Genomic DNA, 26,522 nt, shown 5'->3' on the forward strand with positions numbered 1-26,522 from the left:
AGTTTCATCGGTCGAGGACCAGGCGCGGCGAGCGGCATCGGGAGACGCAGAGGAACATCGTGTCCCCGGCGGCGCGCTCGGCCTCGGTGAGCACCGAGTCGCGGTGCTCCACCTCGCCCTCGAGCACCCTGGTCTCACAGGACCCGCACACGCCTTCCAGGCAGGAGGTGGGGACCTCGACCCCCGCCTCCTCCAGTACGGACAGCACCGTGCGGTCGGCCGGAACCGTCAGGCTGAGGCCCGACCGTTTCAGCACCACCTCGAAGGCGCCCGGCTCGGCCGCCTCCGGGCGGAGTTTCGGGCTGAACCGCTCCACGTGCACATCCGGGACGCGTTCCTCCATGGCGGCGAGCAGCGGCTCGGGGCCGCAGCAGTAGACCGCCGCCCCCGGCGCCGCGGCCAGCGCCGCGTCCAGGTCCAGCGGGCCGTACTCGTCGTGCGGCCGCACCACGACGTGCTCGCCGTGCCGCGCCAGCTCGGGCAGGAACGCCATCGACGTCCGGGTCCGCCCGCCGTACAGCAGACGCCACGGCACCCCCGCGGCGGCGGCGGCGCGGACCATCGGCAGCAGCGGAGTGACGCCGATGCCCCCGGCCACGAACAGGTAGCTCGCGGCCGGGAACAGCGGGAAGTTGTTGCGCGGACCGCCTACCCCGACCAGCGCGCCCGGGCGGAGCCGTTCGTGCACGAAGGCCGAGCCGCCCCGGCCGTCCTCTTCGCGCAGCACGGCGATGCGCCACAGGAAGGGGTCGGCCGGATCTCCGCAAAGGGAGTACTGCCGGGTCGGAACGCCCTCGGCGACGAGGTCGATGTGCGCTCCGGGGGCCCAGCGGGGCAGCACGTCCCCTTCCGGGTCGGCCAGGCATACCGCCAGAACCCCGTCGGCCTCCCAGGTCATGGAGCGCACCCGCAGGGTGCTCATTCGGCCCGTGCTCATTCCACCATGAAGGCGGCCGCGTCCAGCTGGATCAGCGCCTTCTGCTCATCGAACGCGACACCGACCGGGTCCTGCCCGGCGGCCACGGCGTCGATCTGCCGCTTGAGGAACCTGCGGAGCATGACGATGCCGCGGTCGGTGGTGCCCAGGTGCTCGGCCGCGTGGTCGGCGATGTCGCCCTGGCTCTTTTGCGCCTCGTAGTCGCCCGGCATGCGCTGGTGCTCCTCCTCGGTCAGTTCCGCCCAGGGGCGGCCGTCGAAGAGGGTGCGGATCCGGGCGATGGCCTCGGGGTCGCGGGTGCGGAATACCGAGTAGATGCGGAAGGTGGTGTCGTCGATGGGCACCACCCAGCCGATGGAGTCGGCCGCGCCGAGCACTTCGAGGCGCGGGTTCGGCACGACGCGCAGGTTGGGGAAGACCACCTGGGTGCGGCGGCGGTAGATCCGGCCGTCGTCCAGCTTCCGGTCCTGGATGCTGCGCACCCCGTGTTCGGTGACCTCCCACTCCACTTGGGGCAGGACGCCCATCTCCTTGACGAACTGCACGCCGGAGAACGAGCCGTGCAGGATGGGCGCGTGGAACGGGTCCATCACGTTCTCCCAGTGCTGCAGCCAGTTGAAGTCGACGATCACCGGGCCGCCGGACCCGACGCTCCTGTCGTCGGCGACCAGTTCCTCGCCCTCCGTCAGATCCTCGAAGATCGAGAACCGGGGGAAGACCGGCATGCGGTCCTGCGGGCCCATGTAGGCCCAGATCAACCCGGCCCACTCGCGCAGCGGGTACCACGGCTGGCGGATGCGGTCGCGGTGCCGTCCGCCGTCAGGCTCGCAGGGCTGGTCCAGGCAGGCGCCGTCCGCACCGAACAGCCACCCGTGGTAGCAGCAGCGGATGCCGTCGTCCTCGACCCTGCCGTAGTACAGCGAGGTGCCGCGATGCGCGCAGTTGGGGTGCAGCAGCCCGGGCACGCCCTTGCGGGTGCGGAACAAGATGAGGTCCTCACCGAGGATCCTGATCGGCCGCGGCGTGGTGGTGGCGTCGCCCGCCGTCCCGACCGGCTGCCAGTAACGGCGCAGCAACTCTCCGGCGGGGGTGCCGGCGCCGGCGAGCGTCAACTCGGGGTTGTGCGAGGCGGCGCGCCGGCCGTACGCGGTTCCCGTGAGCACGCGGTCTCCTTTCTGCCTCTCGGCAGGGCTTGCATGAAGTGGTGAACGAGGTGCGTGGCGAGCGGTCTCCGGCGGGGGTGCCGGGACCGGCAGGCGTCAGCTTGGGGTCGCGGCGCGAAGTTCAGAGCGTGAACTCGACATTGGCCTGGCCGGTGCCGGTGCTGCCGAAGAACCGGCCGAGCAGCTCGCCCCGGCCGCGGTAGGCATCCCAGCCGAGCGCGCCGAAGAGCATCGCCGTGTCCCCCATGCCGGCCTCACCGTGGCAGCGCTTGGCGTACTCGGGCAGCATCGCGATGAACTCGGCCATGCGGCCCGCCTGCCACAGCTCCAGCACCCTCATGTCGACCTGACGGTTGAACTCGTTGGTGTGCTCGTTGAGCTTGGTCTCCGAGATCGCGTTCGGCGGGAACTCGTGCGAGAGCGAGCCGCTGGCGAGCAGCGCCACATCTCGGTCGCTCGCATCCACGGCCCGGCGCAGGGCCTCGCCGACCAGGCGCTGCTCCTCGATCGAGGCATAGATGTTCACGCCCACCGACAGCACCCGCAGATCACCGTCCGGGTTCATCAGGTGCATCGGCACGAGCGTGCCGTACTCGAAACCGAGGTCGGGCACGTCGTGCGCGAGGGCCTTCATCCCGGCGGCGCGAATCTCGTCGACGACCAGCCGGGCCAGCTCGGGGTCGCCCCGGTAGTCGTAGCGGAGGCCCGAGATGAAGTGCGGGAGTTCGTGGGACGCGTAGCTCCCCGTCACATGTTCCCGCGCGTTCAGGTGGAATCCGGCGTTGTTCTGCCAGTGCACGTCCAGCACGATGAAGGTGTCCGCACCGCGCTCGCGTGCCCGGCGACCGAGTTCGACCAGGCCGTCCACGGCGTTCTGCCGGATGCCCTCGTGTTTGGTGCCGGTCTGCAGCGACAGCCAGATCGACGGCACATGCGTGATCTTCGCGGCGAGGACGACCGAGCCCATCGCACACCTCCTCCAAAAACCAAGCCGACAGAAACCATTCATATGGTTATTACAGTTCGGGGAGAGTGTCAACCATTAGTATGGTTTCTATGGATCGAGGACGTGGGGACAGGCACACAGCCGCGCGGCGAACGATCTACAGTTGACAGATCGCCGTCCACGGGAGAAGCCGGCATGTACGATGCAGACACGGTCACCCAGGTGACCTTCGATCGCAGCGACGCACGGTCGTCGATCGCCGAGACGCTGGTCGAGCGCCTCGAAGACACGATTCGCCGCAGCAGCCTCGCGCCGGGCCACCGCCTCGGCACCAAGGAAGAGCTCCGTCAGCAGTTCGGAGTCGCCCCCGCGACACTGGCCGAGGCGATCCGCGTACTGCGGCTGCGCGGCGTGCTGGACGTGCGCCCGGGGCCGGGCGGCGGCATCTTCGTCGCGGAGCAGTCGCCACTGGTCCGGCTCGGCCACGACATGCTCCAACTCGGCGCGGACGGCGCGTCGGTCAAGCACTGCCTGGCCGTCGTGGACGTGCTCGACCAGGAGGTGGCACTCGACGCGGCCGCCCACCGCACCGAGCAGGACATCGACGAGCTAACCGAGATGATCGAGCACCTGCGGCGGTCCTGGCCGGACGCGGCCGAAGCCCAGCGCTGCAATTGGGACCTGCACCGCCGGCTCGCCCTGATCTCCCCCAACGTCCTGCTGCGGACCATGTACACCCGGCTGGTCGACTACATCAGCGGAGACCTGTCCTCGGCCATAACCGCGGAGGACTTCCGCAAGGGCTCGGCCGACCGGCTCCAGGTGCACGTCGATCTGGTCGAAGCGGTCATCCGGGGCGACCAGCGCGGCGCCGAGGCCATGGCCCTGCGCCACCGCGGGCTGACGCGCGACGACCGCTGACCTCCGCGACCTGGAAGGGGCCGGCGCCGGTGGGCGCCGGCCCCTTCCCCGTCTTGCAGATCAAGGAGAATCATTATATAGATTTATGTGATTCTTTCTGTCATCAGAGGAGTGAGATGACCGTCAAGCACCGCGCCCCCATCGACGGGTTGGTCGCCTACAAGCCGGGCCGGGCTCCGGTGGCAGGCCGTCCCAAGGTCAAGCTCTCGTCGAACGAGATGCCGTTCGGGCCGTTGCCGGCCGTGCTGGACGCGATCTCACGGGCCGCCACCACGTTGAACCGCTACCCCGACTTCCACCGGCTGGAGCTGACCGAGGCACTGGCGAGCCGGCATGGCGTGGATCCGTCGCAGGTGGTCGTGGACAACGGCTCCGGCGCGCTGCTGCAGGTCCTGGCCTCGGTCATCGCCGGCCCGGGCGACGAGATCATCTACGCGTGGCGGGCCTTCGAGAGCTACCCGATCGTGACCGCGGTCTCGGGGGCGACCGCGGTCACCGTCCCGCTGGACGGCCGGTACGCCCACGACCTGGCCGCGATGGCGGCGGCGGTCACCGACCGAACCCGGATGGTGATCGTGTGCAACCCGAACAACCCGACCGGCACCATGGTGTCCCGCGCCGAACTGGGCCGGCTGCTCGACGCGCTGCCCGACGACGTGCTGCTCGTGCTGGACGAGGCCTATCAGGACTTCGTCACCGACCTCCGCTCGCCGCGCGGCCTCGACCTCGTCGGCGAGCGGCCCAACGTCGCCGTGCTGCGCACGTTCTCCAAGGCGTACGGCCTGGCCGGGCTGCGGGTGGGATACTGCGTGACCCGGCCGGAGACGGCCGAGCTGATCAGCAAGGCGATCGTCGGGTTCTCGGTCTCCACCCTGGCCCAGGCCGGTGCCCTCGCCGCGCTGACCCCCGAGGCCGGCGTCGAGCTCAAAGAGCGCATCGCGCACGTCGTCGAGGAGCGCACCCGGGTGACCGACGAACTGATCCACCTGGGCGTGCCCGTCGTGCCCAGCCAGGCCAACTTCGTGTTCATGCCGATGCCCGACGGCCCCGCCATGGCCGCCGCGTTCGAGGAGCGCGGGGTGATCCTCCGGGCGTACGCCACGGACGGGCTGCGCGTCACCATCGGCACGACCGAGGAGAACGACCGCTTCCTCACCCTCGCCGCCGAACTGCTGCGGCGACCCTGACCCTGTCGGCGCCGGCGCAGGCGCGGTCCACCGCGTGTCGCCGGCGCCGAGGGCGGACGGCAGGCGGCGTCGATACGCCGACCTCGCGGCGTGACACGCCGAGGCGCTCAGCCCCGAGCCGCGACGTGTCGCAGCGCGAGCGCGGCGAGCGCCACAGCCTGGTCGGCGAGCACGCCATCGTCGAAGACCGCACGAGGCGAGTGATTCATCTCGGCCCGCGCCGGGTCGATGTGCGAGGGCGTCGCCCCCAGGAACACGAAGGCTCCGGGCACCTCGTCGAGCACGAACGAGAAGTCCTCCGAGGCCATCACGGGCGAATCGAGCAGACGCACGCGGTCGGCCGTCGTGACCGCAGGCGTGCATCGCACCGTTCCGCGACGCGAACTCCAGTCCGGTCTCCTCGCGGATCGCCAGCGCGTCCATGTCGGCCCGCAGCAGCACCGAGGGACCGGGGTGCTCTCCGCGGAGGACGGCGGTCACGGAACCGAGTCGCGCGCCCGTGCGGATCTCAAGCTCGAGCGGCTCGAGTGCGTTGATGATCGCCGCCTGGGTGCGCGGCAGTTCGAAGCCCACCTCGGGTTCGCGATGCAGACGGCGTCGAAGTGCGACGAGGCCTTCGGCGAGTCCGGCGGCGTCCTCGCGCAGCGACTCCGGCGTCGACACGGTCATCGCTCGGCCCACCGATCCGCCACGATCGGCGCGCCGTTCTCAACTCGGTAGACCTCGCGGCCGATGATACGACCGGCGCCGGTCACCACGCGTCCACCGGCGAATGCGACCTCCGCCACGTTCACCTCCCTTCCCTGCCCTCGCGGAGGAAGGCCCTGAGGTCGGCCGACAGCGCGGCCGAGCTGTGGGGATCGGTGTACATCATGTGCCCTGCCGGGTAGCGCCCCTCGCGCAGACGCGCGGCCGGCAGTCCATACTGCGAGCGCAGGTGCTCGAGCGAGCCGACGGTCGTCAGGGTGTCGAAGTATCCGGTGCCGAAGAACAGGCGCGCGTCGGCGTTCGCGCGGAGCAGCGCCGCCAGGTGCGCCGGGTAGTCGAACACCGCGAAGGGCGAGGGCATCGCGCTGCCGCCGAACCGTGCGACGGCGGCGTTCTCGAGGTAGTTCCAGCGTTCATGTGCGGCGACGGCGACGCGGTACCGGAGCTCGCGGGGGATCCCCAGGTGCTCGGTGAACAATCGCCGTGCGGCGGCGTAGAAGACGGGATCGAGTCGTACGGACGCGGCGTCGACATGCGGCTCGCCCGCACCGGCCGGCGCGGGCAAGGTGTAGCGCGCGTCGGTCAGCCCGAGCACGAGCCCTCGGTCGGCCAGGAGCAGCGTACGGAACTCCTCCTTGTCGACGCGGAGGCGGCGCGCCCGCAGTTCCGCGGCGCCGAGTCCGGTGAAGCCCACCAGCCGCTCGACGACGGGGTCGGGCATCTCGTCGGTGAGCAGCGCCGCCGCGTACTCGCCGACGGCGAACGCATGCGCCTGGCGCACCACCTCATCCAGGGTGAGCGCGCCGTGGGCGCTCTTCCCGTGGTACCACGCGGTGGCGGCGAGCAGCGGGATGGCGGCGATGAACCCGATCGGGTTGCCGGGGCGTTGCGTGGTCTCCTGCGCGTTCACGCACTGGCCGAGCATGGCGATGCCGGAGACCGCGACCGGCTCGTCGGCGGTGAGAAGGGCTGTGGCGGTGAGTGCGGCGCGGGTCGTACCGTAGCTCTCGCCAAGCAGGTAGACGGGTGATTCGAGCCGGTTGTGGCGCTCCAGCCACAACCGCACGATCTGCGCGGTGATCGCGGCGTCGCGGTCGACGCTCGAGATCGCGGCGGGTTCGACGCCGTCGGCGAGCCGGCCGAAGCCGGTGTCGATCGGGTCGATGAACACCAGGTCGGCGGTGTCGATGAGGGCGTCGGGGCTCGGTGCCAGCGTGTCTCGCACGATGGGTGCGGCGTCGAGTTCGCGAGGAGCCGCGGCGCGCCAGGGGCCGAGCCCACCAAGGTGGAGCCACACGGAGGAACAGCCCGGCCCACCGTTGAAGAGGAAGAGCACCGGGCGTTCCGCCTCTGCCCTGTCCCGTTCTGCACTGTCCCGTTCTGCACTGTCCCGGACGTATGCGAATGTCCACGCGTCGCCGAGTGTGCGCCCACACTCGTCGGCGATCGAGATGCGACGCGCCTCCGCCGTGAAGTCAATCGAGGTGTCACGAATCACCGCAGAGTGCCGACTCGTGTAGTGCTGGGGCATGTCGTGATCCTCGCGAAGCCATCACGTAAATGGTTATAATCAATTAAGATCATATGAAACCAGAGTTACAGGTGTCAATAGCACCCAGGACGCGGAGGCGAGGGCCCGCGGACCACCGAGCCGCGCCTTCGCGCGAACGGGTCGAGCGGCCGGTCGAGCGGCCGGTCGCCACCACGGCCGATTCTGCGCGACAGAGCCTTCCGCTAGGCTATTCACAATAATCGTATACATTGATTGGAGCGGGATGACCGAACGCGAAACCGCGGTCGACGCGGAGGAACGCGTCGAGACCCGGCACACGATCCGATTCGGCGAGCGCACGCTTGAGTACACCGCGGCCGCGGGAACCGTCGTCGTCCGCGACGACGACGGGCGCCCGAGGACGAGCATGTTCTACGTCGCGTACTCCGCTCTCCGCGAGGAAGGCGCCGCGAGGCGACCGATCACCTTCCTCTTCAACGGTGGACCCGGCTCGGCGAGCCTCTGGCTCAACATCGGCGGGTTCGGGCCGAAGCGCACCCCGACCGCGACCCCGGCGGCGACCCCGCCCGCGCCGTACACCGTCGGCGACAACCCGCACAGCCTGCTCGAGCACAGCGATCTCGTCTTCCTCGACGCTCCCGGCACCGGCTATTCGCGCCTGCTCGGCGACACGCCGGCCGCGGAGGTCTGGGGCGTCGACCAGGACGTCGACGCGTTCGCCCGCGCGATCACTCGCTACCTCACCCTCACGAACAACTGGAACGCGCCCCGGTTCCTCTTCGGCGAGTCGTACGGCACGACCCGGGCGGCCGCGCTCGTGCATCGGCTGCAGAACCAGGGGCTCGATTTCAACGGCGTCGTGCTGCTCTCGACCATGCTCAACTGGGCGGAGAACCACCTCGGTCTCGACCAGGAGCACATCAATCTCTTTCCTTCGCTCGCCGCGACCGCTTGGTACCACGGCCGGTCCCGCATCGGCGCGACGAGCATCCAGCAGGTGCTGGATCAGGCGCGCGAGTTCGCACAGGTCGAATACGCGACCGCGCTCCAGCTCGGCGACCGGCTCCCCGCCGATCGCGAGCAGGCGGTCGCCGAGCGGTTCGGCGCGTTCACCGGACTCGACGCCGACCTCGTGCGCCGGCGTCGGTTCCGCATCGGCATGGAGCCGTTCCGCTACGCCCTCCTCGCCGACCAGGGCCAGGTCGTCGGCCGCTTCGACACTCGCTTCGTCGCCGATCACCAGTACGTGGTCGGCACCGGCTCGCACGATCCCGCCACCGACGACGCGGCGACCGCCGGCGTCAACAGCGCACACCTCTCGGCGTTCCGGGAGCACATCGCGAGCGATCTCGGCTACACGAGCGACCTGCACTACCGTCACCTGTACAACATGGTGATCTCGCGCGCATGGGACTGGCACCACAAGGCCCCCGGCATCGACGAACCGATGCCGGTGCCCGTCGTGAGCCTCGACCTCTCGGCGGCCATTCGCCGCAACCCGAACCTGCGGGTCGCGGTGATGGGCGGCATCTACGACCTCGCGACTCCGTTCTTCGGCGCCGAAGTCGACATCGCCAAGCTGTATCTCGCCCCGCATCTGCGCGAGAACATCGAGTTCCGCTTCTACGAATCGGGCCACATGACGTTCGTCGACGAGGCCGTCGTAGCGAAGATGAAGGCCGACCTCGCGGCCTTCTATGCCCGATCGACCGACCATAGGCCGGTCGATCCCTCCTGACGACCTGGCGCGTGAGGGAGAGCGAGCCGCGCGGGCAGGAACACCGCACGGCTCGCGACGTCCTCACGGTGGGCCGAGGTGGCGGATCGCCAGCGAGGCCAGCGCGACGGCCTGGTCGGCGAGTACGGCGTCGTCGAAGACGACGTGCGGCGAATGGTTCGGCGAGGCCATCTCATGATCGATGTCGCGGGGTGTCGCGCGGAGGAAGACGAAGACCCCGGGCACGTCGCGGAGGACGTAGCTGAAATCCTCGGATCCCATGACGGGGGCGGGTGAGACGCGGACGCGTTCGCCGCCGAAGGTCGCCGACAGCGTGGCCAGCGCGTCGGTCGCGAGGGCGGGATCGTTGACCGTCGGGGGGCACACCACGCGGACCTCGACGTCGGTGTCACACCCGTGGGCGGCGGCGACGCCCCTGACCAGGCCCGGAAGCTCGGCCTGCAGCCGGTCGAGCACATCCGCGGACAGCATGCGGATCGTCGCGCCGAGCTTGGCCTCGTCGGTGATGATGTTGCGGGCCGCTCCGCCCGCGTGCAGTTGCGTCGTGGTGAGCACCACAGGGTCGAAGACGTCGAACCGGCGCGTCACGAACGTCTGGAGCGCCTGGACGAGCTCGGCGGCGGCGGGCACGGGATCGATCGTGAGGTGCGGGGCGGACGCGTGGCCGCCTCGACCCCGGACGACGACATCCAGCTCGGCGCATCCGGCCATGAGCGGTCCGGGACGCGTCGAGAAGACGCCGAACTCACCCGGCACCACGTGGATGCCATAGGCCGCCACGGGGCGCGCTCCCGCCGCGTCGAGCACCCCCTCCGCGATCATGCGGGCAGCGCCGTCTCCGAGCTCCTCACCGGGCTGGAACATGAACACGACGTCACCGGCGAGCGTTTCCCGCCGCCCGTGCAGGAGCCTCGCGGCGCCGACGAGCCCGGCCACGTGCAGGTCGTGTCCGCACGCGTGCATCGCGTCTCCACGCGCGCGGTATGGCAGGTCGACCTCCTCGCGCATGGGCAACGCGTCCATGTCGGCACGCAGCAGCACGACCGGCCCGGGACGGCCGCCCCGTAGCACCGCCACGACCGAATCCAGTCCCTTGCCGAGCGTGACCTCGAGGTCGAGGTCCGCCAGCGCGGTGATGACCCGCCGCTGGGTCCTCGGCAGGCTCAGACCGAGCTCGGGGTCGGCATGGATCTCGCGGCGCAGGCGGATGAGCTCGGGCAGCATCAGACGGGCGTCCTCGCGCATCAACGGACACCGTCCGCATCGGCGAGTCGCAGCAGGTGATCGGTGCCCGCGTTCTCGATACGCGGGATCGCCGATACGAGCGCCTGGGTGTACGGCTGCCGCGGATTCGCGACGATCGCCTCCGCGTCACCGTGCTCGACCACACGTCCGCCGCTCATCACCGCGGTGGTATCGGCGATGTAGCGGACGGCGGCGAGGTTGTGGGTGATGAAGATCATCGAAAGTTCGAGCTCCCGCTGCAGGTCGCGGATGAGGTTGAGCACCGCGCCCTGGACCGAGGCGTCGAGCGCAGAAGTGATCTCGTCGGCGACGATGAGTCGCGGACGCACGGCCAGGCACCGCGCGATGGCCACGCGCTGCCGCATCCCGCCCGATATCTGCGACGGGTACTGGTCGGCGACCGCCCACTTCAGGCGCACGAGTTCGAGCAGTTCGCGAACGGACGCGGCCCGCTGTCTCGCGTCGAGGTCACCGTGCGTGGTCAGGGCCTCCTCGATGGTCTCGCCGGCCGTCATGCGCGGATTCAGCGACGAGTAGGGGTCCTGGAAGATCATCTGCACGTCCCGTGCCCGGCGACGACGGTCAACGCCGCGCGTACGCAGCAGGTCGTCGCCGTCGAGCGTGATGCGCCCGGAAGTCGCCCGCTGCAGCCCGGCGACCGTGCGCGCGACGGTGGACTTGCCCGACCCCGATTCACCGACCAGACCCACGATCGTGCCGTGCGGTACGGTCAGTGAAATCCCATCGACGGCGTTGAAGGCTCGGTGACGGTGACCGAAGGTCACGACCAAGTCCTCGATGACGAGCTCGGCCATCAGGCTCCTACCTCCTCGCGCCCAGGTGCCGTGACAGGTGCGGTGTCGGCTTCGACCGCGTCCTGCGGATGCCGGCACGCGACCCGGCCTCCGTGGCGGTGCGAAGCCAGGACGGGGGTCTCGGTCCGGCAGAGGTCGGTCGCGAACGCGCAGCGGGCGGCGAAGGCGCACCCCGTCATGGGACGCGACAGGTCCGGCGGCTCGCCGGGGATCGTCACCAGCGACTTGGTACGGTCGGTGTCGAGATCCGGAAGCGATGCCGCGAGCGCCCTCGTGTAGGGATGCGCGAGCCGCTCGGGGGTCGCCAGGAGGGCGACGTCGACGTCCTCCACGATACGGCCGGCGTACATCACGAGGATTCGCCGGCAGAGCTCGGCCAGGACGGCGACGTCGTGCGACACGACGATGGCGGCCGCGCCGGACTCGGCGCACTCGCGACGCAGGAGCGCCAGTACACGCCGTTGGACGGTCACGTCGAGCGCCGTGGTGGGTTCGTCGGCGATGATGAGCGACGGCGAGCCGATCTGCGACATCGCGATGAGCGCACGCTGGCGCATCCCTCCTGAGAACTCGTGGGGGAACTGCTGAGCGCGGCGCGCGGCATCGGGGATCTGCACGTCGTCGAGCGCTCGGACCGCCATCTCATGCGCCTTCTTACGGCCGGCGCCGCCATGGACGCGCGGGATCTCGGCGAGCTGGGTACCGACGCGCAGGGCGGGATTGAGCGCCGTGAGGGAGTCCTGGAACACCACGCCGACGCGGGTCCCGAGCACCTTGCCCCTCTCCGCGGGCGTGAGGCCGGTCAGGTCCTCGCCGTCGAAACGGAGCCGTCGGGCGGTCACGGCCGCACCGGCCGGGGCGAGCTGCGCGACCGACATCATGGTGACGCTCTTGCCGCTGCCGGACTCGCCGACCACGCCCACGATCTCACCTGGGAAGACACGGAAGGAAACATCCTGGACGGGGCGGATCCAGCCGTCCGGTCCGGGAAAGGACACCGAGAGTCCGTCGACCTCGAGGAGCGGGACGGTCGTCTCCGCGCGCTCGGTCGCGGTCGTGGACGGCGTCTGCGCCGGGCGCTCGGCGACCGGTGCCGGACCAAGCCGGCGAGGCGACAGCGCCTTCCTGTGCTCGCGGTCGCGGAGCTGCGCGGCGAGCGACTCACCGAGCATGCTGAACGCGAGGCCGGCGAACACGACGGCCACACCGGGGCCGATGGCGGCGACGGGCGAGCTGTACACCTGGCCGAATCCCTCGCTGAGCTGGCGGCCCCAGTCGAAGTCCGGTGGCTGCACGCCGACGCCGAGGAAGCTCAGGCTGGACAGCGCGAGCAGGCCACCTCCGATCGAGGTGGTCACGTTGACGATGACGGGCTCGGCGATGTTCGGAAGCACGTACCGCGTGAACTGGCGCCCCCGGGAGACGCCGAGCATACGCGCGGCGGCAAGGAACTCGGAGCCGCCGACCCGCGAGGAGAGCGTCTGCGCGAGGCGCGCGAACGACGGTGTCATCGTGAGCGCGAGGGCGACCACCGCGGTCGTGGCCCCCGGCCCGAGGAGGATCACCGTGAGCATGGCGACGAGGAGCACGGGGAACGCGAGCCATGTACTGACGACGCTCGCGAACCAACGCTGGGCGCGAGCGCCGAGCACCGCGGGCAGGGCCCCGAGCACCAGGCCGGCGCACACGCCCATGAGTGTCGCCGCGACGGCCATCACCAGCGAAAGCCGCGTGGCCACGAGTGTGCGCAGGAGGATGTCGCGACCGAGCTTGTCGGTGCCGAGCAGGTGCTCAGCGGACGAGGGCAGCGCGATGGCGTCGGGATGGGCCGCCACGGCGTCCTCGCCCCACAGGACCGGAGCGAACACCGCAAGCAGGACGAGCACCCCGAGCATGCACGTGGCGATGATCGCCATCGGCTGTCGCAACAGCCCGGAACGGCGGGTCGTCATGAGGTCTCCAGGAGCGAGGTGCGCCGGTCGAGCAGGGAGAGCACGACGTCGATGAGCAGGTTGACGACGAGGATGATCGCGGCGTACACGAGCGCGAGGCCCTGGACGATGCCGTAGTCTTTCGTGGTGATGGCTCCGACGAAGGCCATTCCGAGCCCCGGCCAGTTGAACACCTGCTCGACGAGCACGCTGCCCGCGATCATCGCCGCGAGCAGCGTCCCGCCGATCGTGAGCGTCGCGGTGAGCATGTTCGGCAGGGCGTGCCGGAAGTAGACCATCCAGGCGGGAAGTCGCTTCGAGCGCGCCGTGCGCACGTAGTCGTCCTTGAGCGTGTTGAGAGCCTCGATACGGGCGATACGCGAGATGGACGCGGCCGCTGAGACGGACAGGGCGATCACGGGCAGTACGTACGACGCCGGGCCTGTGCGCCCGGCGACAGGGAACGCGTGCAGCGTGATGGCGAAGGCGATGACCAGGACCACGCCCAGGAGGTATTCGGGGATGGCCGCGATGAACGCCGTGACCCCCGTGAAGACCGTCTCGGCGCCGCGACGGCCGTTGCCCTGGGTGATGATCGCGATGGCGAGGCCCACGGGGACGGCGACGAGCAGCACGACGAGGAAGGCGATGCCGGCGAGCTCGAGCGTCGCGGGCAGCCGGTGCGAGACGAGCTCTGTGACGGAGCGGCCGGTGATGATCGAGGCGCCGAGATCGCCGCGGAACAGACCCACGAGGTAGTCGAAGTACTGCAGGATGAGGGGATCGTTCAGGCCGAGCTGCTCCCGTCGGGCCTGCACCACGCTCGCGTCGGCGGTCGCGCCGAGCGCGGAACGGACGGGGTCGCCCCCCGCCATCCGCAGCACGATGAACGCGACGGTGATGATCACCCACATGGCGACGAGCATTCGCCCCGTGCGGCGCAGAAGGAAGCCGAGCCACCGGTTGCCGCCGGGGCGGCGACCGGTCGCGGATGTCGAGCGCGTCATCGGGCTACTTCGATACGCGCAGGCTGGTGGGCACTACGAGCGTATTCGAGTTCAGGTTGAACTTGACGCCGTTGCCGTAGGCGGTCTCGGTCGACTCATGCAGCGGCAGCACTTCGAGGTCCTTGACCAGCGAGCGCTGCGCGGCCTCCCAGCTGCCGCAGCTCTGCTCGCCGGCGTGGCCCTGGGCCGTGGCGGCCAGATCGAAGAACTCCTTGTTGGTGTTGTAGGTCCAGTTGCCGCCCTTCGGGGGGAAGTCACCCGAGAGGATGCCCTGCCACGTACTCGGCAGGGTCGTCGAGATGGGAGCCCACAGCAAGTCCCAGTCGCCCCCCTGGAAGATGACGTCGGTGTACGACGGCGACGGCGTCGGGGTCGCTTTCACCCCGATCTCGGCGAGCTGCTGCTGGATGAGTTCGATACCCGAGACAGCCGACTTGTCGGAGTTCGCGGGATAGAGCAGCACGAGCGACAGCGGGGTGCCGTCCTTCGCCCGGGTGCCGTTCGCGCCCTTCACCCAGCCGGCCTTGTCGAGCGCGGCCGCCGCGGCATCCCGATCGAACGCCGTGAGCGCCGGAGTGATGTCGGTCGCCTTGCAGACGTTGCTGTACGACGTCGTGAGGCTCTTCATCGGCGTGCCGCGACCGCCCGTGCTCACCTTGCCGACCGCGTCGCGGTCGATGGCACCGGCGAGCGCCTGGCGTACGGCGAGGTCGTGGGTCGCGCGCCCCTTGGCCTGGTTGAAGAACACCAGGCCCGGGCGAGCCGGCACGTCGATCTTGTTGAGGCCGAGCGAGTCGAGACGCGCGCGGTCGTCGCCGGCGACGAGCCCGAGGTTCACCTCGCCCGACTGGAGCATGTTGGCGATCGTCGACTCACTCTCGACGACCTGGACGGTCACGGTGGCAGGCAGGCCCTGCGTCTTGGCGGTCACTCCACCGGCGCCCCATGCGTACTCAGGGCGAAGCTTGAGCGTGTAGCTCTGGCCGGGCGACGACCCGGCGAGCTTGTACGGGCCGGTGCCGAGCCACTCGGCGTCGAGTCGCTTCGGGTCGGCCGAGCCTGCGCGGCAGACGATCGGCATGAGGCCGACCGTGGCGAGCAGGAAGCTCTGCGGGGTATCACTATGGAACGTGACGGTGCGGCTCGCGTCATCGGCGTCGATCTTGAGTCCGGTGGCCGGGAAGTACACGCCACGGAACGGGGATCCGGTCTCCTTGCGGCCGGCATATTCGAAGCTCGCCTTGACGTCGCTCGCGGCCAACGGGGATCCGTCGGCGCAGACGATGCCGTTCTTGAGGGTGAAGCTCAGCTCGGTGGTCGACTCCTCCCACTTCTCGGCGAGCAGTCCCTGGGGGTCGGCACCGGCAACGAAGGACACGAGAGACTCGTAGCCGAACGCGGCGAGGTTCTGAGACGCCACGGTCGCATTCTTGATGGGGTTGAGCTGGCCCGGGTCGCCGGCGAGCGCGTATGTGACGCTGTCCGACGCCGCGTCGCCATTGCCCGTCGCGGTGCAGCCGGTCAGCGCGAGCGTGGTCGCACTCACGACACCGAGGAGGGTAACAGTGCTTCGTTTCATGGTGGTCCTTCAACACGGACGCGGAGCGCGCGCCCGGCACTAAATGAATGTTATGAATTATGTAGATACCGAGGTTTCGCTGGTGTAACGATTCGCGACACGAACCTCACGCACGCGAGGCCGCACCCCTCACCGGCTTGTCCTCGATGCACTGCTCGAACCCGCGGCCCTCTCTCCCGTACGGCCGAGCCCCGACCGCCCAGAGCCGCCGTACGGGGCGCCGACGTCGCGCCAGTCCGATCCGGGATCCTCATGCGGCACTCCGAGGTGCTCGCCGATGGCACGAGAGCCGATCCGCCCGGCGATGAGGAGCTTGGTCGAGTTCGCCGAGCACCCGGCCGGGAGGCGACATCGAGCCGGACCCCGGGGATGCCGAAGACGCGGGAGACCACATGGGCGATTGGTGCATCTGCGATGCAGATCATCACCGGCCTGTTCCCTCATCGGACCCCTCCCGCTAATGGCGGAACACTGTATTCGTTACAATGATTTATGGCAACCATGGACGACCTGCGTGATCGTGACGCGCCGGTCCGCCGCATCGCTCGCGTCGCGAGGTCGCCGCCCTGGAGCACACCCCAGGTGCGCATCGCGGCCTTCCACCAGGCTCCATGCCGGCAAGCGGGTCAACGGCAAGGTCACCGACATCGGCCGTACCGCGCGAATCGATAGCGGTCCGCGAACAAGACACCCCAGGTCGAGATCACCGTCGGGTTCGACGACTCCGTCGAGGGCGTGGACAAGGCGCCCGAGAACCTCGACGCAGCGGTCTCAGTGGCCCCGGGGTCGCGCCTCGCTCCCACCCAGACGCTCGCCCGCCTGGACACGGGCGTCACCGGCAACCGCGAGGCGATCAGCCTGACCGAGTTGGTGCGGCACGAGCTGGACCGGCAGCCGCGCAAGGTCACCGTAGACCAGCACCTCGCCTCCGGGGTGACCGTGGACGGCGACCGGATCGGCCTGACCAGGCTGCTGAACAACCTGCTGGACAACGCCGAACGGCACGCCGCATCCGCGATCACCGTGACCCTGGAGCTCCACCCCGGCACCGCGGTACTCCAGGTGTGCGACGACGGCGAGGGCATCGCCCCCGAGCAGCGGGAGGTCATCTTCAAGCGGTTCGCGCGCCTGGAGGCCTCGCGCGCGAGGGACCCCGGCGGCACCGGACTCGGGTTGCCGATCGCCCGGCAGATCGCCCAGCTCCACGGTGGCACCCTGACCGCCGAGGACAGCCCCCACGGCGCCCGGTTCGTCGTACGCCTCCCACTGGCCCCGGCTCCCGGCACTCTCTGAAATCCCGCAACCGGGCCTCCTTGACGAGGTGCCGGCCGCTCGCGTCCTGCGCCCCGTGCGGCTCACACCACACCGGGCCGCCGACGAGCCGGCGGCGGTCAAAGGCCGGGGCCACCGGCCGGTGCGATCAGAGATCGTGCCGTCCCGATCGCGATGGCGGCGGCGAGCACGCACGCCGCGGCGATGGCCGGGTCGTAGACCGGGCTCACGGACCACGACACGTTATAGGCGGCGTGAGCGAGCGTCGGCCCCGTCGCCCCCGTCCCGGCCGCGTAGAGATGGACAAGGACGATGCGGAATCCGATCGTGAACACGCACTGGCCGACGACCCAGCCGGGCCCGTGTCCCTGCTGGATGTACGGAACGACATGCCAGGCCGCCCAGATCACGCCCAGCACCGCACCGGCCCGCAGCGCGCCGAGCCGGCGCAGCAGCGGACCGGTGGCATACGCGCTCCAGCCCAGCTCCTCGGCTGCGGCGCTGATCAGAAAGATCGCGATCAAGCCGGGAACGGCGCCCCAGGCGATCATCGCGCCCGACGGCCCGGTCCCGGCCGCCATCGCGGTAACGGCGACGACGAGCGGCATGAGCGCGACCGACACCACGTACCACGGCGTGCCGGCGGCGCGCGGGCGGGGCCAGGCTCCCCGCAGCCAGGCGCGGACGCCTTCACGACCGCCTGCCAGGACGGCCGCGGCGACGGCCGGGCAGACGAACATCAACGCCGAGGCCGGCAGCCGGGGCAGCACCGTTCGCGACGGGTCGTCCAGCAGCGGGCCGAGGACGTAGAACACCGCGCCGAAGGCGAAGACGAGAGCCGCGAACAACCCGATCGGCCGATTCGCCTCGCCGGCCGATGGGCGAGCCGCCACAGTGAACCGCCTCCCTGTACGCGGTCACCCTATCGGCCGCGATCCGGCCGACGCGCTCCGCCGTGGCGGTCACAACCCCAGTTGCACGGCATGACCCTGCGCCCCGAGGCCGCCGCCTACCGCGTCCTTTGAAGCGTCCTTTGAAGCGCCGCATGAGCGTGCAGGGTTCTCAATCACCATTCCCTGCGATAGAAGATGATTTCGGCCTTCTGTCAAACTCGTGAGGCATACGTGAAGAATCTCCTGCGACTGCTCGCAACCCCGTTGTTAGCGGCGTCCCTCGTTCTCGCCGCCTTCACCGTCCCGGTCCACGCGGACACCGCGGACGGTGACGCCGAACTGGCACTCCAGTGGCAGGACGCGTGGGACACCTACAAGTTCTACGACACCACACCGCCCGCCCCGGAATCGGGACGGAGCCGGGCCACGGCCGACATCTCCATCGAGATCTCCGCTCCCGTGAAGCGCGTCTTCGAGAAGTATTCGAATTTCAACAACCACATCGGCATGCATCCGTTCCTGAAAAGGATCGTGACCCACCGGGAGTGGTGCCGGCACGGTACGCGCTACGTCAACCTCACGGCCGTCGACGAGATCCCGTACAACGGCGCGATCGTCCTCAGCAACGCTCACGCGCAGCAGCGCATCCACGAAGAGGACCTCTACTACGAGACGGACACCTGGTCGCTGCCCGGCATCGTCACGCACCAGAAGATCGTCTTCAAGAGGCTGTCCAGCGGGAAGACCAAGGTCACCGAGCACCTCGTCTTCGACGCGGACACCTCGCTGATCGATCTCGTCGTCACCAGCGGCGTCTCGTCGCATCAGCAGACGCAGCGCGGGCTCAAGACGGCGATCGAGCGCGGCGACATCTGATCGCGGGGTGGGCAAGGCTCTCGCGCGGCGATGTACACCATCGCGCTCGCCCTTGCTCGGCTACGGCCCCGACGCCCAAGGCGCCTCGCACCGCCATCTTTACGTTGTAGATCAAATAATAGGACATGTCGCTTTTGCCTCTCCGGGCGGCCGGCGGCAGCGGGTGGGCGATCGCGAGGGCCCTGGCGTGCTCACCGCCCTTACTGCCGCTGGACGAGCCGTTCGACGCGCTGGACTTGCAGGACGTTCAGACGAAAGAGGACATGCAGGTGTTCATCCGCCAGGTGTGGCGGGACGTCGGCACAACCGTGATCATGGTGACCCATGACGTCGAGGAAGCGGTCTTCCCGGGGCGGCGGGTCATCGTCCTGTCCTGCGATCCCGGGCGCGTGGCCCGTGACCTCGCCGTCGACCTGCCCGCCGACCGCACGCTCGCGGACGAGCGCTCGCCGGCGTTCCTCGCGTTGCGCGCGGAGGTGGAGGATCTCAACGTGCCGAGCACCGCGCCCGTCAGGCGCGCATGTAGGTTCGGCTTGAACCACCTCAGTATCGAAAGGGATGATCGCAATGGCGACGACACGTACCGCGACCACGCAGTGGAAGGGCCCGCTGCTCCACGGCTCCGGCACCGTCTCGCTCGACACCTCCGGGGTCGGGACGTTCGACGTCACGTGGGCCTCGCGCTCGGAGGAGGCCAACGGCAAGACCAGCCCTGAGGAGCTGATCGCGGCGGCGCACTCGTCGTGCTTCTCCATGGCGCTCTCGCACGGCCTTGCCCAGGCGGGCACCCCGCCGCAGAGCCTGGAGACGAAGGCCGACGTGACCTTCCAGCCGGGCGAGGGCATCACGGGCATCGTGCTGTCGGTCCGCGCGCAGGTCGAGGGCATCTCCGCGGCGGACTTCCAGACCGCCGCCGAGACCGCCAAGGCGAACTGCCCGGTGAGCAAGGCCCTGACGGGCACCACGATCACCCTGAACGCCGAACTGCTCGGCTGAGAACGGCCCGCGGCCCCCGTGCGTCACGGCGCACGGGGGCCGCGGCATGTCCGCTTTGCGGATTTCTGCACAGTCAAGTGGCAGTAAAGGCGATATGTACAAATATATCCGTTTACGTGTACGTTGTTGACTCTCCCCTGGTGGAGCACCCAGGAGACGAGGACCGCCCGCGCCCACCCCAGGGGCGTACAGCGGGCACCCCCGCCTGGCGGTAAAGCCCTGGAAAATCAGGCCCGCGGCCCTACTATCGACAGTAGAGCCGGAACTCACAGCCAGGGGACGCGGACGGGAGCCTTCAGGGAGGGAACACGAGGCACCGGATCACGAGAGGGACACAAGCCACGCGATCGAGCGGCACCGCGGACCGTTCCACGACCACAATGAGGCTACATGCGTGAGGTCTGGCCTGGAGAGCCATACCCCCTGGGCGCGACCTGGGACGGCATCGGAACGAGCTTCTCGCTCTTCTCCGAGGTCGCCGAGCGGGTCGAGCTCTGTCTCTTCGACGACGACGGCCGCGAGAGCCGCGTCGACCTGCCCGAGGTCGACGGTTTCGTCTGGCACGGCTATCTTCCCGGCGTCCAGCCCGGGCAGCGGTACGGCTACCGCGTGCACGGGCCGTACGACCCCGCCGCCGGGCACCGCTGCGACCCCTCCAAACTGCTTCTCGACCCCTATGCCAAGGCGATCGAGGGCGAGGTCCGCTGGGACCGCTCGCTGTTCTCCTACCAGTTCACCGACCCCGGGCGGCGCAACACCGAGGACAGCGCACCCAACATGCCGAAGAACGTCGTCGTCAACCCGTTCTTCGACTGGGGCAACGACCGCCCGCCCCGCACGCCGTACCACGAGACGGTGATCTACGAGGCGCACGTGCGCGGGCTCACCATGCGCCATCCCCAGGTGCCCGAGGCCCAGCGCGGCACCTACGCCGGCCTCGCCCACCCCGCCGTGATCGACCACCTGAAGAGCCTCGGCGTCACGGCGGTCGAGCTCATGCCGGTCCACCAGTTCGTGCCCGAGCACGCGATGGTCGCCCGCGGCCTCACCAACTACTGGGGCTACAACACCATCGCCTTCCTGGCCCCGCACAACGCCTATTCGAGCTCCGGCCAGCGCGGCCAGCAGGTGCTGGAGTTCAAGGCCATGGTGAAGTCGCTGCACGAGGCCGGCATCGAGGTGATCCTCGACGTCGTCTACAACCACACCGCCGAGGGCGACCACATGGGCCCCACCCTCGCCTACCGCGGCATCGACAACGCGTCCTACTACCGGCTGATCGATGGCGACCGCCGCCTCCTGCTCGACTACACCGGCTGCGGCAACTCCCTCAACGTCCGCTCGCCCCACGCGCTCCAGCTCATCATGGACTCGCTGCGCTACTGGGTGCTGGAGATGCACGTCGACGGCTTCCGGTTCGACCTCGCCGCCGCCCTGGCGCGCGAGCTGCACGACGTCGACCGCCTGTCGGCGTTCTTCGACCTCATCCAGCAGGACCCGGTGATCTCCCAGGTCAAGCTGATCGCCGAGCCCTGGGACGTCGGGCCGGGCGGCTACCAGGTCGGCAACTTCCCCCCGCTGTGGACCGAGTGGAACGGCAAGTACCGCGACAGCGTGCGCGACTTCTGGCGCGGCGCCCCCTCGGTGCTGCCGGAGTTCGCCTCGCGCCTCGCCGGATCCTCCGACCTGTACGCCAGCAGCGGCCGCCGCCCTGTCGCCTCCATCAACTTCGTCACCTGCCACGACGGTTTCCCCCTCACCGACCTGGTCTCCTACAACCACAAGCACAACGAGGCCAACGCCGAGAACAACCGCGACGGCACCGACGACAACCGCTCGTGGAACTGCGGCGCCGAGGGCCCCGTCGAGGACCCCGCGATCGTCAAGCTGCGCCACCGGCAGCGCCGCAACCTGCTGACCACCCTGTTCGTGTCGCAGGGCGTGCCGATGCTGCTGCACGGCGACGAGATCGGCCGCACGCAGCAGGGCAACAACAACGCCTACTGCCAGGACAACGAGGTCTCCTGGGTGGACTGGTCGCTGCTGCGCCAGGAGTCCGATCTGCTGGAGTTCGTCCGCGCGCTGGCGAAGTTCCGCAGGGACCACCCGGTGTTCCGGCGCCGCCGCTTCTTCCTCGGGCGCAGCCCCGAGAGCAGCGGGGGCGACATGGGGGACATCGTCTGGCTCACGCCGTCGGGCAAGGAGATGACCTCGGGCGACTGGCACAGCGGCTTCGGCAAGGCCATGGCGGTGTTCCTGAACGGCGAGGCGATCAGCGAGCCGGGGCCCCGGGGCGAGCGCATCTCCGACGACTCGTTCCTGCTGGCGGTCAACGGCCACCACGAGAGCATCACGTTCACGCTGCCGGGCCGCGAGTTCGGGCCGGGCTGGGCGCCCGTCCTGGACACCGCCGACGACAGGCCCTGCGACGACGGCCGCACGGACCAGTCGTGGGAGCCGGGGGCGCCGGTGCCGGTGACCGGCCGCTCGATGCGCATCCTGCGCTCGACCGCGCGCCGCTGACCGGCCGCGTCCTGCGAACGTCCCCACCGGCCCCGCGCGTACCCGGCGGCCCGTCTGTGCCATGGTAGAGAGCGTGCGACGCATCCTGCCCGGCCCCGCCGACGACGTGAACCTCGCCGAGGCGTACGCCTACCCGCGTGACGCGTGGCTGCGCCTCAACATGGTGGCCGGCGTCGACGGGGGCGCGTGGCTGAAGGGGCTCTCCGAGGGCCTGTCCGGCGCGGGCGACCGCCGGGTCTTCCACATCCTGCGGGCGCTGTCGGACGTGATCCTGGCCGGCGCGGCGACCGTCCGCACCGAGGGGTACGGCCCGGCCCGCCCCCGCGCGTCGTGGCCGGACCTGCGCGCCGGACGCCCGCCCGTCCCCCCGATCGCCGTTGTGACCCGCAAGCTCGACCTCGACCTCGGCGGCCCGCTGTTCACCGAGGCGCAGCCCTACGCCCGGACCATCGTGATCACGACCGAGAGCGCCCCCAAGGACCGGCGCGACGAGGCCGCCAGGAACGCCGAGGTGATCGTCGCGGGCGACGAGAGGGTGGACCTGCCACTGGCGATCGCCCAGCTCCGCGAGCGCGGCCTCGGCCGCGTCCTGTGCGAGGGCGGCCCCCGCCTCAACGCCCAGCTCGCGGCGGCCGGGCTGGTCGACGAGCTGTGCCTCACGATCAGCCCGATCATGGCCGGCGGGGACGCCGCGCGCATCCTCAACGGCCCGGCCTCACAGGTCCGCCTGCACCTCGCGCACGTCCTGGAGGAAGAAGGCTTCCTCTTCTGCAAGTACACCCGGGAGCCGCTATGACCCTTCCCGTCCAGCCCGTCCCCGAGATGAACCTGCCGGTCGTCCCGCCCGTGGCGCCCATGCTCGCCAAGGCGATCAAGAACGTGCCTCCCCAGAACGGCACCATGCTGTACGAGCCGAAATGGGATGGCTTCCGCTGCATCGTCTTCCGCGACGGCGACGAGGTCTACCTGGGCAGCCGCAACGAACGCCCCTTCAACCGCTACTTCCCCGAGCTGATCGAGGCGGTGAAGCGCGAACTGCCCGAGCGCTGCGTCCTCGACGGCGAGATCGTCCTACGCCGCGGCCAGATCCTCGACTTCGACGCGCTCCAGCAGCGCATCCACCCGGCCGCCTCCCGGGTGCGGCTGCTGGCCGAGCAGACCCCGGCGTCCTTCATCGCCTTCGACCTGCTGGCCATCGGCGACGAGAACCTCATGGAGACCCCGTTCGGCGAGCGCCGCGCCCGCCTCGTCGGCGCGCTGGCCGACGCGGGCGACCTCATCCGGCTCACCCCGGTCACCAGCAACGACGAGCGGGCGGCCGAGTGGTTCGAGATGTTCGAGGGGGCGGGCCTCGACGGCATCGTCGCCAAGCACTCCGACCAGCCGTACGAACCGGACAAGCGCACGATGCTGAAGGTCAAGCACGAGCGCACGGCCGACTGCGTCGTCGCCGGGTACCGCGAGCACAAGTCGGGGCCGATCGTGGGGTCGCTGCTGCTCGGGCTGTACGACGCGGCGGGCGTGCTGCACCACGTCGGCGTGTCGGCGTCGTTCCCGATGAAGCGCAGGGCCGAGCTGATCGACGAGCTCAAGCCGTACCTGCCGGCCGACCTGTCCGCCCACCCGTGGAGCTCCTGGATGGCGCAGGACGAGAACACCACGCAGCGCATGCCCGGCGCGATCTCCCGGTGGAGCGCCGGCAAGGACCTCTCGTTCGTCCCGCTCGAACCGCGGCTGGTGGTCGAGGTGTCCTACGGGCAGATGGAGGGGCAGCGGTTCCGGCACACCGCCCACTTCCGCCGGTGGCGCGTCGACCGGACCCCGGAGTCGTGCACCTACGAGCAGCTGGAACGGCCGGTGGACTACAACCTGGACGACATCCTGGCGCGCTGAGCGCCGGGCGCCGGCGGGCGTGGGGGAGGGACATGAGCAGTGCTCATGTCCCTCTTCGGGTGCGAGAATCGGAGACGATCGCCGGGGTGACGGCTAGTCGAGGAAGATCGACCTGAACCTCTCGGACTCGCTGCCGCGCTCCATCCGGCCCATGCGCTCGGAGAACCGGCCCCGCTCCATCCGGCCGAACTCTCGTTCCCGCTCAGAGAACGGGCGCCGCTCGAACCGGCCGCGCTCCTCGCGCTCGAAGAACGGGCGCCGCTCGAACCGGCCGCGCTCCTCGCGCTCGAAGAACCGGCCCCGCTCCATCCGGCCGCGCTCGCGCTCCCGCTCGAACCGGCGCCGTTCGGAGGGCCGGCCTCGCTCTTCCCGTTCGAAGCGGCGCCGCTCGGAGAACCGGCCCCGCTCGGAGTACCTGCCCCGGTCCCTGTCGTACCCGTAGCCGTAGTCGTCCTCGTCGTAGCCGTCCGACTGCGGCGCCGTCACGGCGCCGGCGGCGACGACCGGCCTGTCGAGGGAGGGCTGATCGGCCGATGCCTGTGCGACTGCGGCCTGCCAGAACGTGAACGACAGGACCACAGGCCCCAGAACCATGAAGCAGCGCTTGCTGACCATGGCCGATTCCTTTCGTCGCGGCCACCCACGCTGATCGTTCCGACGCTCCAGGTGGCCTCCGTGGCGTCGAACCACAGCCTGGCGGGCCGCCCGCCACCGGACCGTGACACCGACGTGACCGGCGAGCGCCTTCCCCGCCCGCCTCAGGGCTGAGCGACCGCGCGCAGCCCCGCGACGAGATCGCTCACCAGCGGCGTCGGCCGGAGGCCCAGTTCGGCGTCGAGGAGGTGCTCGTACCGCTCGTAGTCGCGCAGCGCCTCGGCCTGGTTCCCCTCGGCGAGGTGGGCGCGGATCAGCGCGGCGTGGGAGCTCTCGCGCAGGGGCTCGGCGCGGACGGCCATCCCGGCTGCGGCGACCGCGTCGGCGAAGCGCCCGCCCGCGATGAACTCGTCCGCGAGGGCCTCCAGGGCGTGCAGGCGCAGTTGGTGCCAGTCCTCGGCCTCCCGGACCACCCAGTCGTCGTACCAGCCGGGGAGCAGGTCCACCGACAGGCTCTCGACGGAGTCGGCGGTGAGGTCCTCGGCGGGGGTGGGCGCCTCGGGATCCAGGACGCGCCGCGCCAGCGCGCGGGCCTCCTCGACGTCCACCTGGGCGTCCTGGCTCAGGCGCACCTCGGTCGTGCCGATGTCGAGTATCTCCCTCCCGGCCCCTTCGAGCCTGGCCAGGGCGGACCGGAGGCTCGCGTACGCGCGCCGCTCGGGCCGGTCCGGCCACAGCGTGCCCGCCATGAGGGTGCGGGGGACGGCCTGGCCGCAGAGCGCGACGAAGGACAGAAGACGCTCGGATCCGCCCGAGACCGTCACCTGCTCGTCCCCGGCCAGCAGCCGGAAGCCACCCAGAAGAACGACCCGCAGCGCGGGCCGGTCGCCGCTCTCCATAGTCGCACTGCCTCTCACTGGAAAGCGATTCGTCTGGTAAGCAGCCCCTCCCGTCGCCGTTCCTCCCCGCTATGTACCCAGTTCGTGGTGATTCGCGCGGCTATGCGCATCGTTTGCGGAACAGAGGCGCACCGGCGGCGGCGCGCCCACGTCACGCGCCCGTCATGCCGGGGTGACGGCGGCCCAGGCACGCTCACGGTGCCGCCATCTTCCGCGGCGGCACGAGAGGAGACCTCCATGAGGAGAAACGCCTTCGCCGCGCTCGTCTTGAGCGGCGCGTTCGTCCTTCCCGCGGCCGCCACGGCGGCGCACGCGTCCGTAGCCTCCGACGACCTGGTCAAGCCGGGCTACACGTCCCTGACGGCGTGCCAGAGCGCCATCCCCGGAATCCAGCAGAAGGGGTTCTCCATAGGAAGCCTGGTCTGCAAGTCCTACAGCGGCTCGACCGCCGAGACCCCCGGCACGATGTGGGGCGTCTACAGCACCGAATCCCTCGGCACGCAGTCGAACGGCAGCGAGGCTACCGACGAACAGACCACCGCCGAACAGAGCGAGAAGACGACCGGCGAGGAGACCACCGGCGAGGAGATGACCGAGGAGCAGATGACCGGCGAGCACACCACTGGTGAAGAGATGACCGGCGAGCAGACCACCGGCACGGAGAGCACCGGCACCGAGAGCACCGGCCAGAACATCCAGACCCCGTCCCAGTGACCGGCGGCCCACACCGCCCCCGGACCTGGTCTCGCCCACCCGGCCCGGACACCTGAAACCGGCGAACCCCACGGCCCGTGCCCGCCAAGCACGGGCCGTACCCAGTGAACGTCCCCCGCCTCGGTGCCGAGCCGACCTCTCCGCGCCTGGCCGCCTGAGCCCGCCGCGAGAA

The 26,522-nt window shown here is 70.0% G+C and carries 25 protein-coding genes; 11 read left to right on the plus strand and 14 right to left on the minus strand.

From position 1 onward, the window contains the following. Positions 1-4: 4 nt before the first annotated feature. The 3 genes from AB0M95_RS15920 to hpaD form a co-directional block, all read right to left on the minus strand. A complete protein-coding gene (locus AB0M95_RS15920) occupies positions 5-922 on the minus strand; it encodes a PDR/VanB family oxidoreductase (RefSeq protein ID WP_363764392.1) in 918 nt (305 codons plus the stop codon). Positions 923-933: 11 nt separating this feature from the next. After that, the gene (locus AB0M95_RS15925; RefSeq protein WP_363764395.1) at positions 934-2,100 is read right to left on the minus strand and encodes an aromatic ring-hydroxylating dioxygenase subunit alpha; all 1,167 of its coding nucleotides are present in this window, start codon (positions 2,098-2,100) and stop codon (positions 934-936) included. A 121-nt stretch (positions 2,101-2,221) separates the two neighbouring features. Then, on the minus strand, positions 2,222-3,067 hold the full coding sequence (gene hpaD, locus AB0M95_RS15930) for a 3,4-dihydroxyphenylacetate 2,3-dioxygenase (protein ID WP_363764397.1): 846 nt from the start codon (positions 3,065-3,067) through the stop codon (positions 2,222-2,224). 174 nt (positions 3,068-3,241) lie between these two features. On the opposite strand from hpaD, the gene AB0M95_RS15935 reads away from it, so the two are divergent. Together AB0M95_RS15935 and hisC are read left to right on the plus strand one after the other, a co-directional pair. Then, positions 3,242-3,967 (plus strand): FCD domain-containing protein, encoded by a 726-nt coding sequence (locus AB0M95_RS15935; protein ID WP_363764400.1) that lies wholly within the window; start codon positions 3,242-3,244, stop codon positions 3,965-3,967. A gap of 116 nt (positions 3,968-4,083) precedes the next feature. Next, positions 4,084-5,154, plus strand: a complete 1,071-nt coding sequence (hisC, locus tag AB0M95_RS15940) for a histidinol-phosphate transaminase (RefSeq protein ID WP_363764403.1) — start codon at positions 4,084-4,086, stop codon at positions 5,152-5,154. Positions 5,155-5,261: 107 nt separating this feature from the next. Here hisC and AB0M95_RS15945 read toward each other — a convergent pair whose 3' ends face one another. Then, positions 5,262-5,486: a hypothetical protein gene (locus AB0M95_RS15945; protein ID WP_363764406.1), complete on the minus strand. Its 225-nt coding sequence runs from the start codon at positions 5,484-5,486 to the stop codon at positions 5,262-5,264. Positions 5,487-5,499: 13 nt separating this feature from the next. On the opposite strand from AB0M95_RS15945, the gene AB0M95_RS15950 reads away from it, so the two are divergent. Further along, entirely contained in the window at positions 5,500-5,874 is a 375-nt protein-coding gene (locus tag AB0M95_RS15950; protein WP_363764409.1) for a hypothetical protein, read from the plus strand. Positions 5,875-5,944: 70 nt separating this feature from the next. On the opposite strand, the gene AB0M95_RS15955 is transcribed toward AB0M95_RS15950, so the two are convergent. After that, positions 5,945-7,393, minus strand: a complete 1,449-nt coding sequence (locus tag AB0M95_RS15955; protein ID WP_363764412.1) for a hypothetical protein — start codon at positions 7,391-7,393, stop codon at positions 5,945-5,947. A gap of 244 nt (positions 7,394-7,637) precedes the next feature. Between AB0M95_RS15955 and AB0M95_RS15960 the strand changes: the two genes are divergently transcribed. Beyond that, the gene (locus AB0M95_RS15960; RefSeq protein WP_363764414.1) at positions 7,638-9,113 is read left to right on the plus strand and encodes a hypothetical protein; all 1,476 of its coding nucleotides are present in this window, start codon (positions 7,638-7,640) and stop codon (positions 9,111-9,113) included. A gap of 63 nt (positions 9,114-9,176) precedes the next feature. Here AB0M95_RS15960 and AB0M95_RS15965 read toward each other — a convergent pair whose 3' ends face one another. From AB0M95_RS15965 to AB0M95_RS15985, 5 genes are read right to left on the minus strand one after another with little or no spacing between them, the layout of a single operon-like run. Further along, on the minus strand, positions 9,177-10,358 hold the full coding sequence (locus tag AB0M95_RS15965) for a M20 family metallopeptidase (RefSeq protein ID WP_363764417.1): 1,182 nt from the start codon (positions 10,356-10,358) through the stop codon (positions 9,177-9,179). Next, the gene (locus AB0M95_RS15970; protein WP_363764420.1) at positions 10,358-11,173 is read right to left on the minus strand and encodes an ATP-binding cassette domain-containing protein; all 816 of its coding nucleotides are present in this window, start codon (positions 11,171-11,173) and stop codon (positions 10,358-10,360) included. The genes AB0M95_RS15965 and AB0M95_RS15970 overlap by 1 nt, the downstream gene beginning before the upstream one ends. Further along, positions 11,173-13,125 carry a dipeptide/oligopeptide/nickel ABC transporter permease/ATP-binding protein gene (locus tag AB0M95_RS15975; RefSeq protein ID WP_363764423.1) on the minus strand — a complete coding sequence of 651 codons (1,953 nt, stop codon included), beginning with the start codon at positions 13,123-13,125 and terminating at the stop codon, positions 11,173-11,175. The genes AB0M95_RS15970 and AB0M95_RS15975 overlap by 1 nt, the downstream gene beginning before the upstream one ends. Beyond that, a complete protein-coding gene (locus AB0M95_RS15980; RefSeq protein ID WP_363764426.1) occupies positions 13,122-14,111 on the minus strand; it encodes an ABC transporter permease in 990 nt (329 codons plus the stop codon). The genes AB0M95_RS15975 and AB0M95_RS15980 overlap by 4 nt, the downstream gene beginning before the upstream one ends. A gap of 4 nt (positions 14,112-14,115) precedes the next feature. Continuing rightward, positions 14,116-15,657 (minus strand): ABC transporter substrate-binding protein, encoded by a 1,542-nt coding sequence (locus AB0M95_RS15985; RefSeq protein WP_363764429.1) that lies wholly within the window; start codon positions 15,655-15,657, stop codon positions 14,116-14,118. A gap of 768 nt (positions 15,658-16,425) precedes the next feature. Between AB0M95_RS15985 and AB0M95_RS15990 the strand changes: the two genes are divergently transcribed. Then, positions 16,426-16,983, plus strand: coding sequence for an ATP-binding protein (locus AB0M95_RS15990; RefSeq protein WP_363764432.1), 558 nt, complete (start codon positions 16,426-16,428; stop codon positions 16,981-16,983). Between the two features lie 98 nt (positions 16,984-17,081). Here AB0M95_RS15990 and AB0M95_RS15995 read toward each other — a convergent pair whose 3' ends face one another. Next, complete coding sequence (locus AB0M95_RS15995; protein ID WP_363764435.1) at positions 17,082-17,855, minus strand: CPBP family intramembrane glutamic endopeptidase; 774 nt, start codon at positions 17,853-17,855, stop codon at positions 17,082-17,084. A gap of 231 nt (positions 17,856-18,086) precedes the next feature. Here AB0M95_RS15995 and AB0M95_RS16000 point away from each other — a divergent pair, with 231 nt between their 5' ends. Further along, the gene (locus tag AB0M95_RS16000; protein WP_363764437.1) at positions 18,087-18,731 is read left to right on the plus strand and encodes a hypothetical protein; all 645 of its coding nucleotides are present in this window, start codon (positions 18,087-18,089) and stop codon (positions 18,729-18,731) included. Positions 18,732-18,931: 200 nt separating this feature from the next. Here the strand turns inward: AB0M95_RS16000 and AB0M95_RS16005 are convergent, their stop codons facing one another. After that, positions 18,932-19,324: a hypothetical protein gene (locus AB0M95_RS16005; RefSeq protein WP_363764440.1), complete on the minus strand. Its 393-nt coding sequence runs from the start codon at positions 19,322-19,324 to the stop codon at positions 18,932-18,934. On the opposite strand from AB0M95_RS16005, the gene AB0M95_RS16010 reads away from it, so the two are divergent. The 4 genes from AB0M95_RS16010 to AB0M95_RS16025 all read left to right on the plus strand — a co-directional run bounded on the left by AB0M95_RS16010 (position 19,299) and on the right by AB0M95_RS16025 (position 24,143). Next, the gene (locus tag AB0M95_RS16010; RefSeq protein ID WP_358510191.1) at positions 19,299-19,727 is read left to right on the plus strand and encodes an OsmC family protein; all 429 of its coding nucleotides are present in this window, start codon (positions 19,299-19,301) and stop codon (positions 19,725-19,727) included. The two genes, AB0M95_RS16005 and AB0M95_RS16010, sit on opposite strands and share 26 nt — an antisense overlap. A 390-nt stretch (positions 19,728-20,117) precedes the next feature. Then, positions 20,118-22,250, plus strand: a complete 2,133-nt coding sequence (gene glgX, locus AB0M95_RS16015; RefSeq protein WP_363764444.1) for a glycogen debranching protein GlgX — start codon at positions 20,118-20,120, stop codon at positions 22,248-22,250. A gap of 73 nt (positions 22,251-22,323) precedes the next feature. Further along, positions 22,324-23,046 (plus strand): pyrimidine reductase family protein, encoded by a 723-nt coding sequence (locus tag AB0M95_RS16020; protein WP_363764447.1) that lies wholly within the window; start codon positions 22,324-22,326, stop codon positions 23,044-23,046. A 26-nt stretch (positions 23,047-23,072) separates the two neighbouring features. Further along, a complete protein-coding gene (locus AB0M95_RS16025; RefSeq protein ID WP_363764567.1) occupies positions 23,073-24,143 on the plus strand; it encodes an ATP-dependent DNA ligase in 1,071 nt (356 codons plus the stop codon). A gap of 93 nt (positions 24,144-24,236) precedes the next feature. Here AB0M95_RS16025 and AB0M95_RS16030 read toward each other — a convergent pair whose 3' ends face one another. Both AB0M95_RS16030 and AB0M95_RS16035 read right to left on the minus strand, forming a co-directional pair. Further along, the gene (locus AB0M95_RS16030; protein WP_358510200.1) at positions 24,237-24,758 is read right to left on the minus strand and encodes a hypothetical protein; all 522 of its coding nucleotides are present in this window, start codon (positions 24,756-24,758) and stop codon (positions 24,237-24,239) included. Between the two features lie 143 nt (positions 24,759-24,901). Then, the gene (locus AB0M95_RS16035) at positions 24,902-25,636 is read right to left on the minus strand and encodes a BTAD domain-containing putative transcriptional regulator (protein WP_358510203.1); all 735 of its coding nucleotides are present in this window, start codon (positions 25,634-25,636) and stop codon (positions 24,902-24,904) included. Between the two features lie 237 nt (positions 25,637-25,873). Here AB0M95_RS16035 and AB0M95_RS16040 point away from each other — a divergent pair, with 237 nt between their 5' ends. Continuing rightward, the gene (locus tag AB0M95_RS16040; RefSeq protein WP_363764452.1) at positions 25,874-26,350 is read left to right on the plus strand and encodes a hypothetical protein; all 477 of its coding nucleotides are present in this window, start codon (positions 25,874-25,876) and stop codon (positions 26,348-26,350) included. Positions 26,351-26,522: the final 172 nt, after the last annotated feature.

Source organism: Sphaerisporangium sp. NPDC051017, from assembly GCF_040683095.1.
In the GTDB taxonomy this organism is placed as follows: Bacteria; Actinomycetota; Actinomycetes; order Streptosporangiales; family Streptosporangiaceae; genus Sphaerisporangium.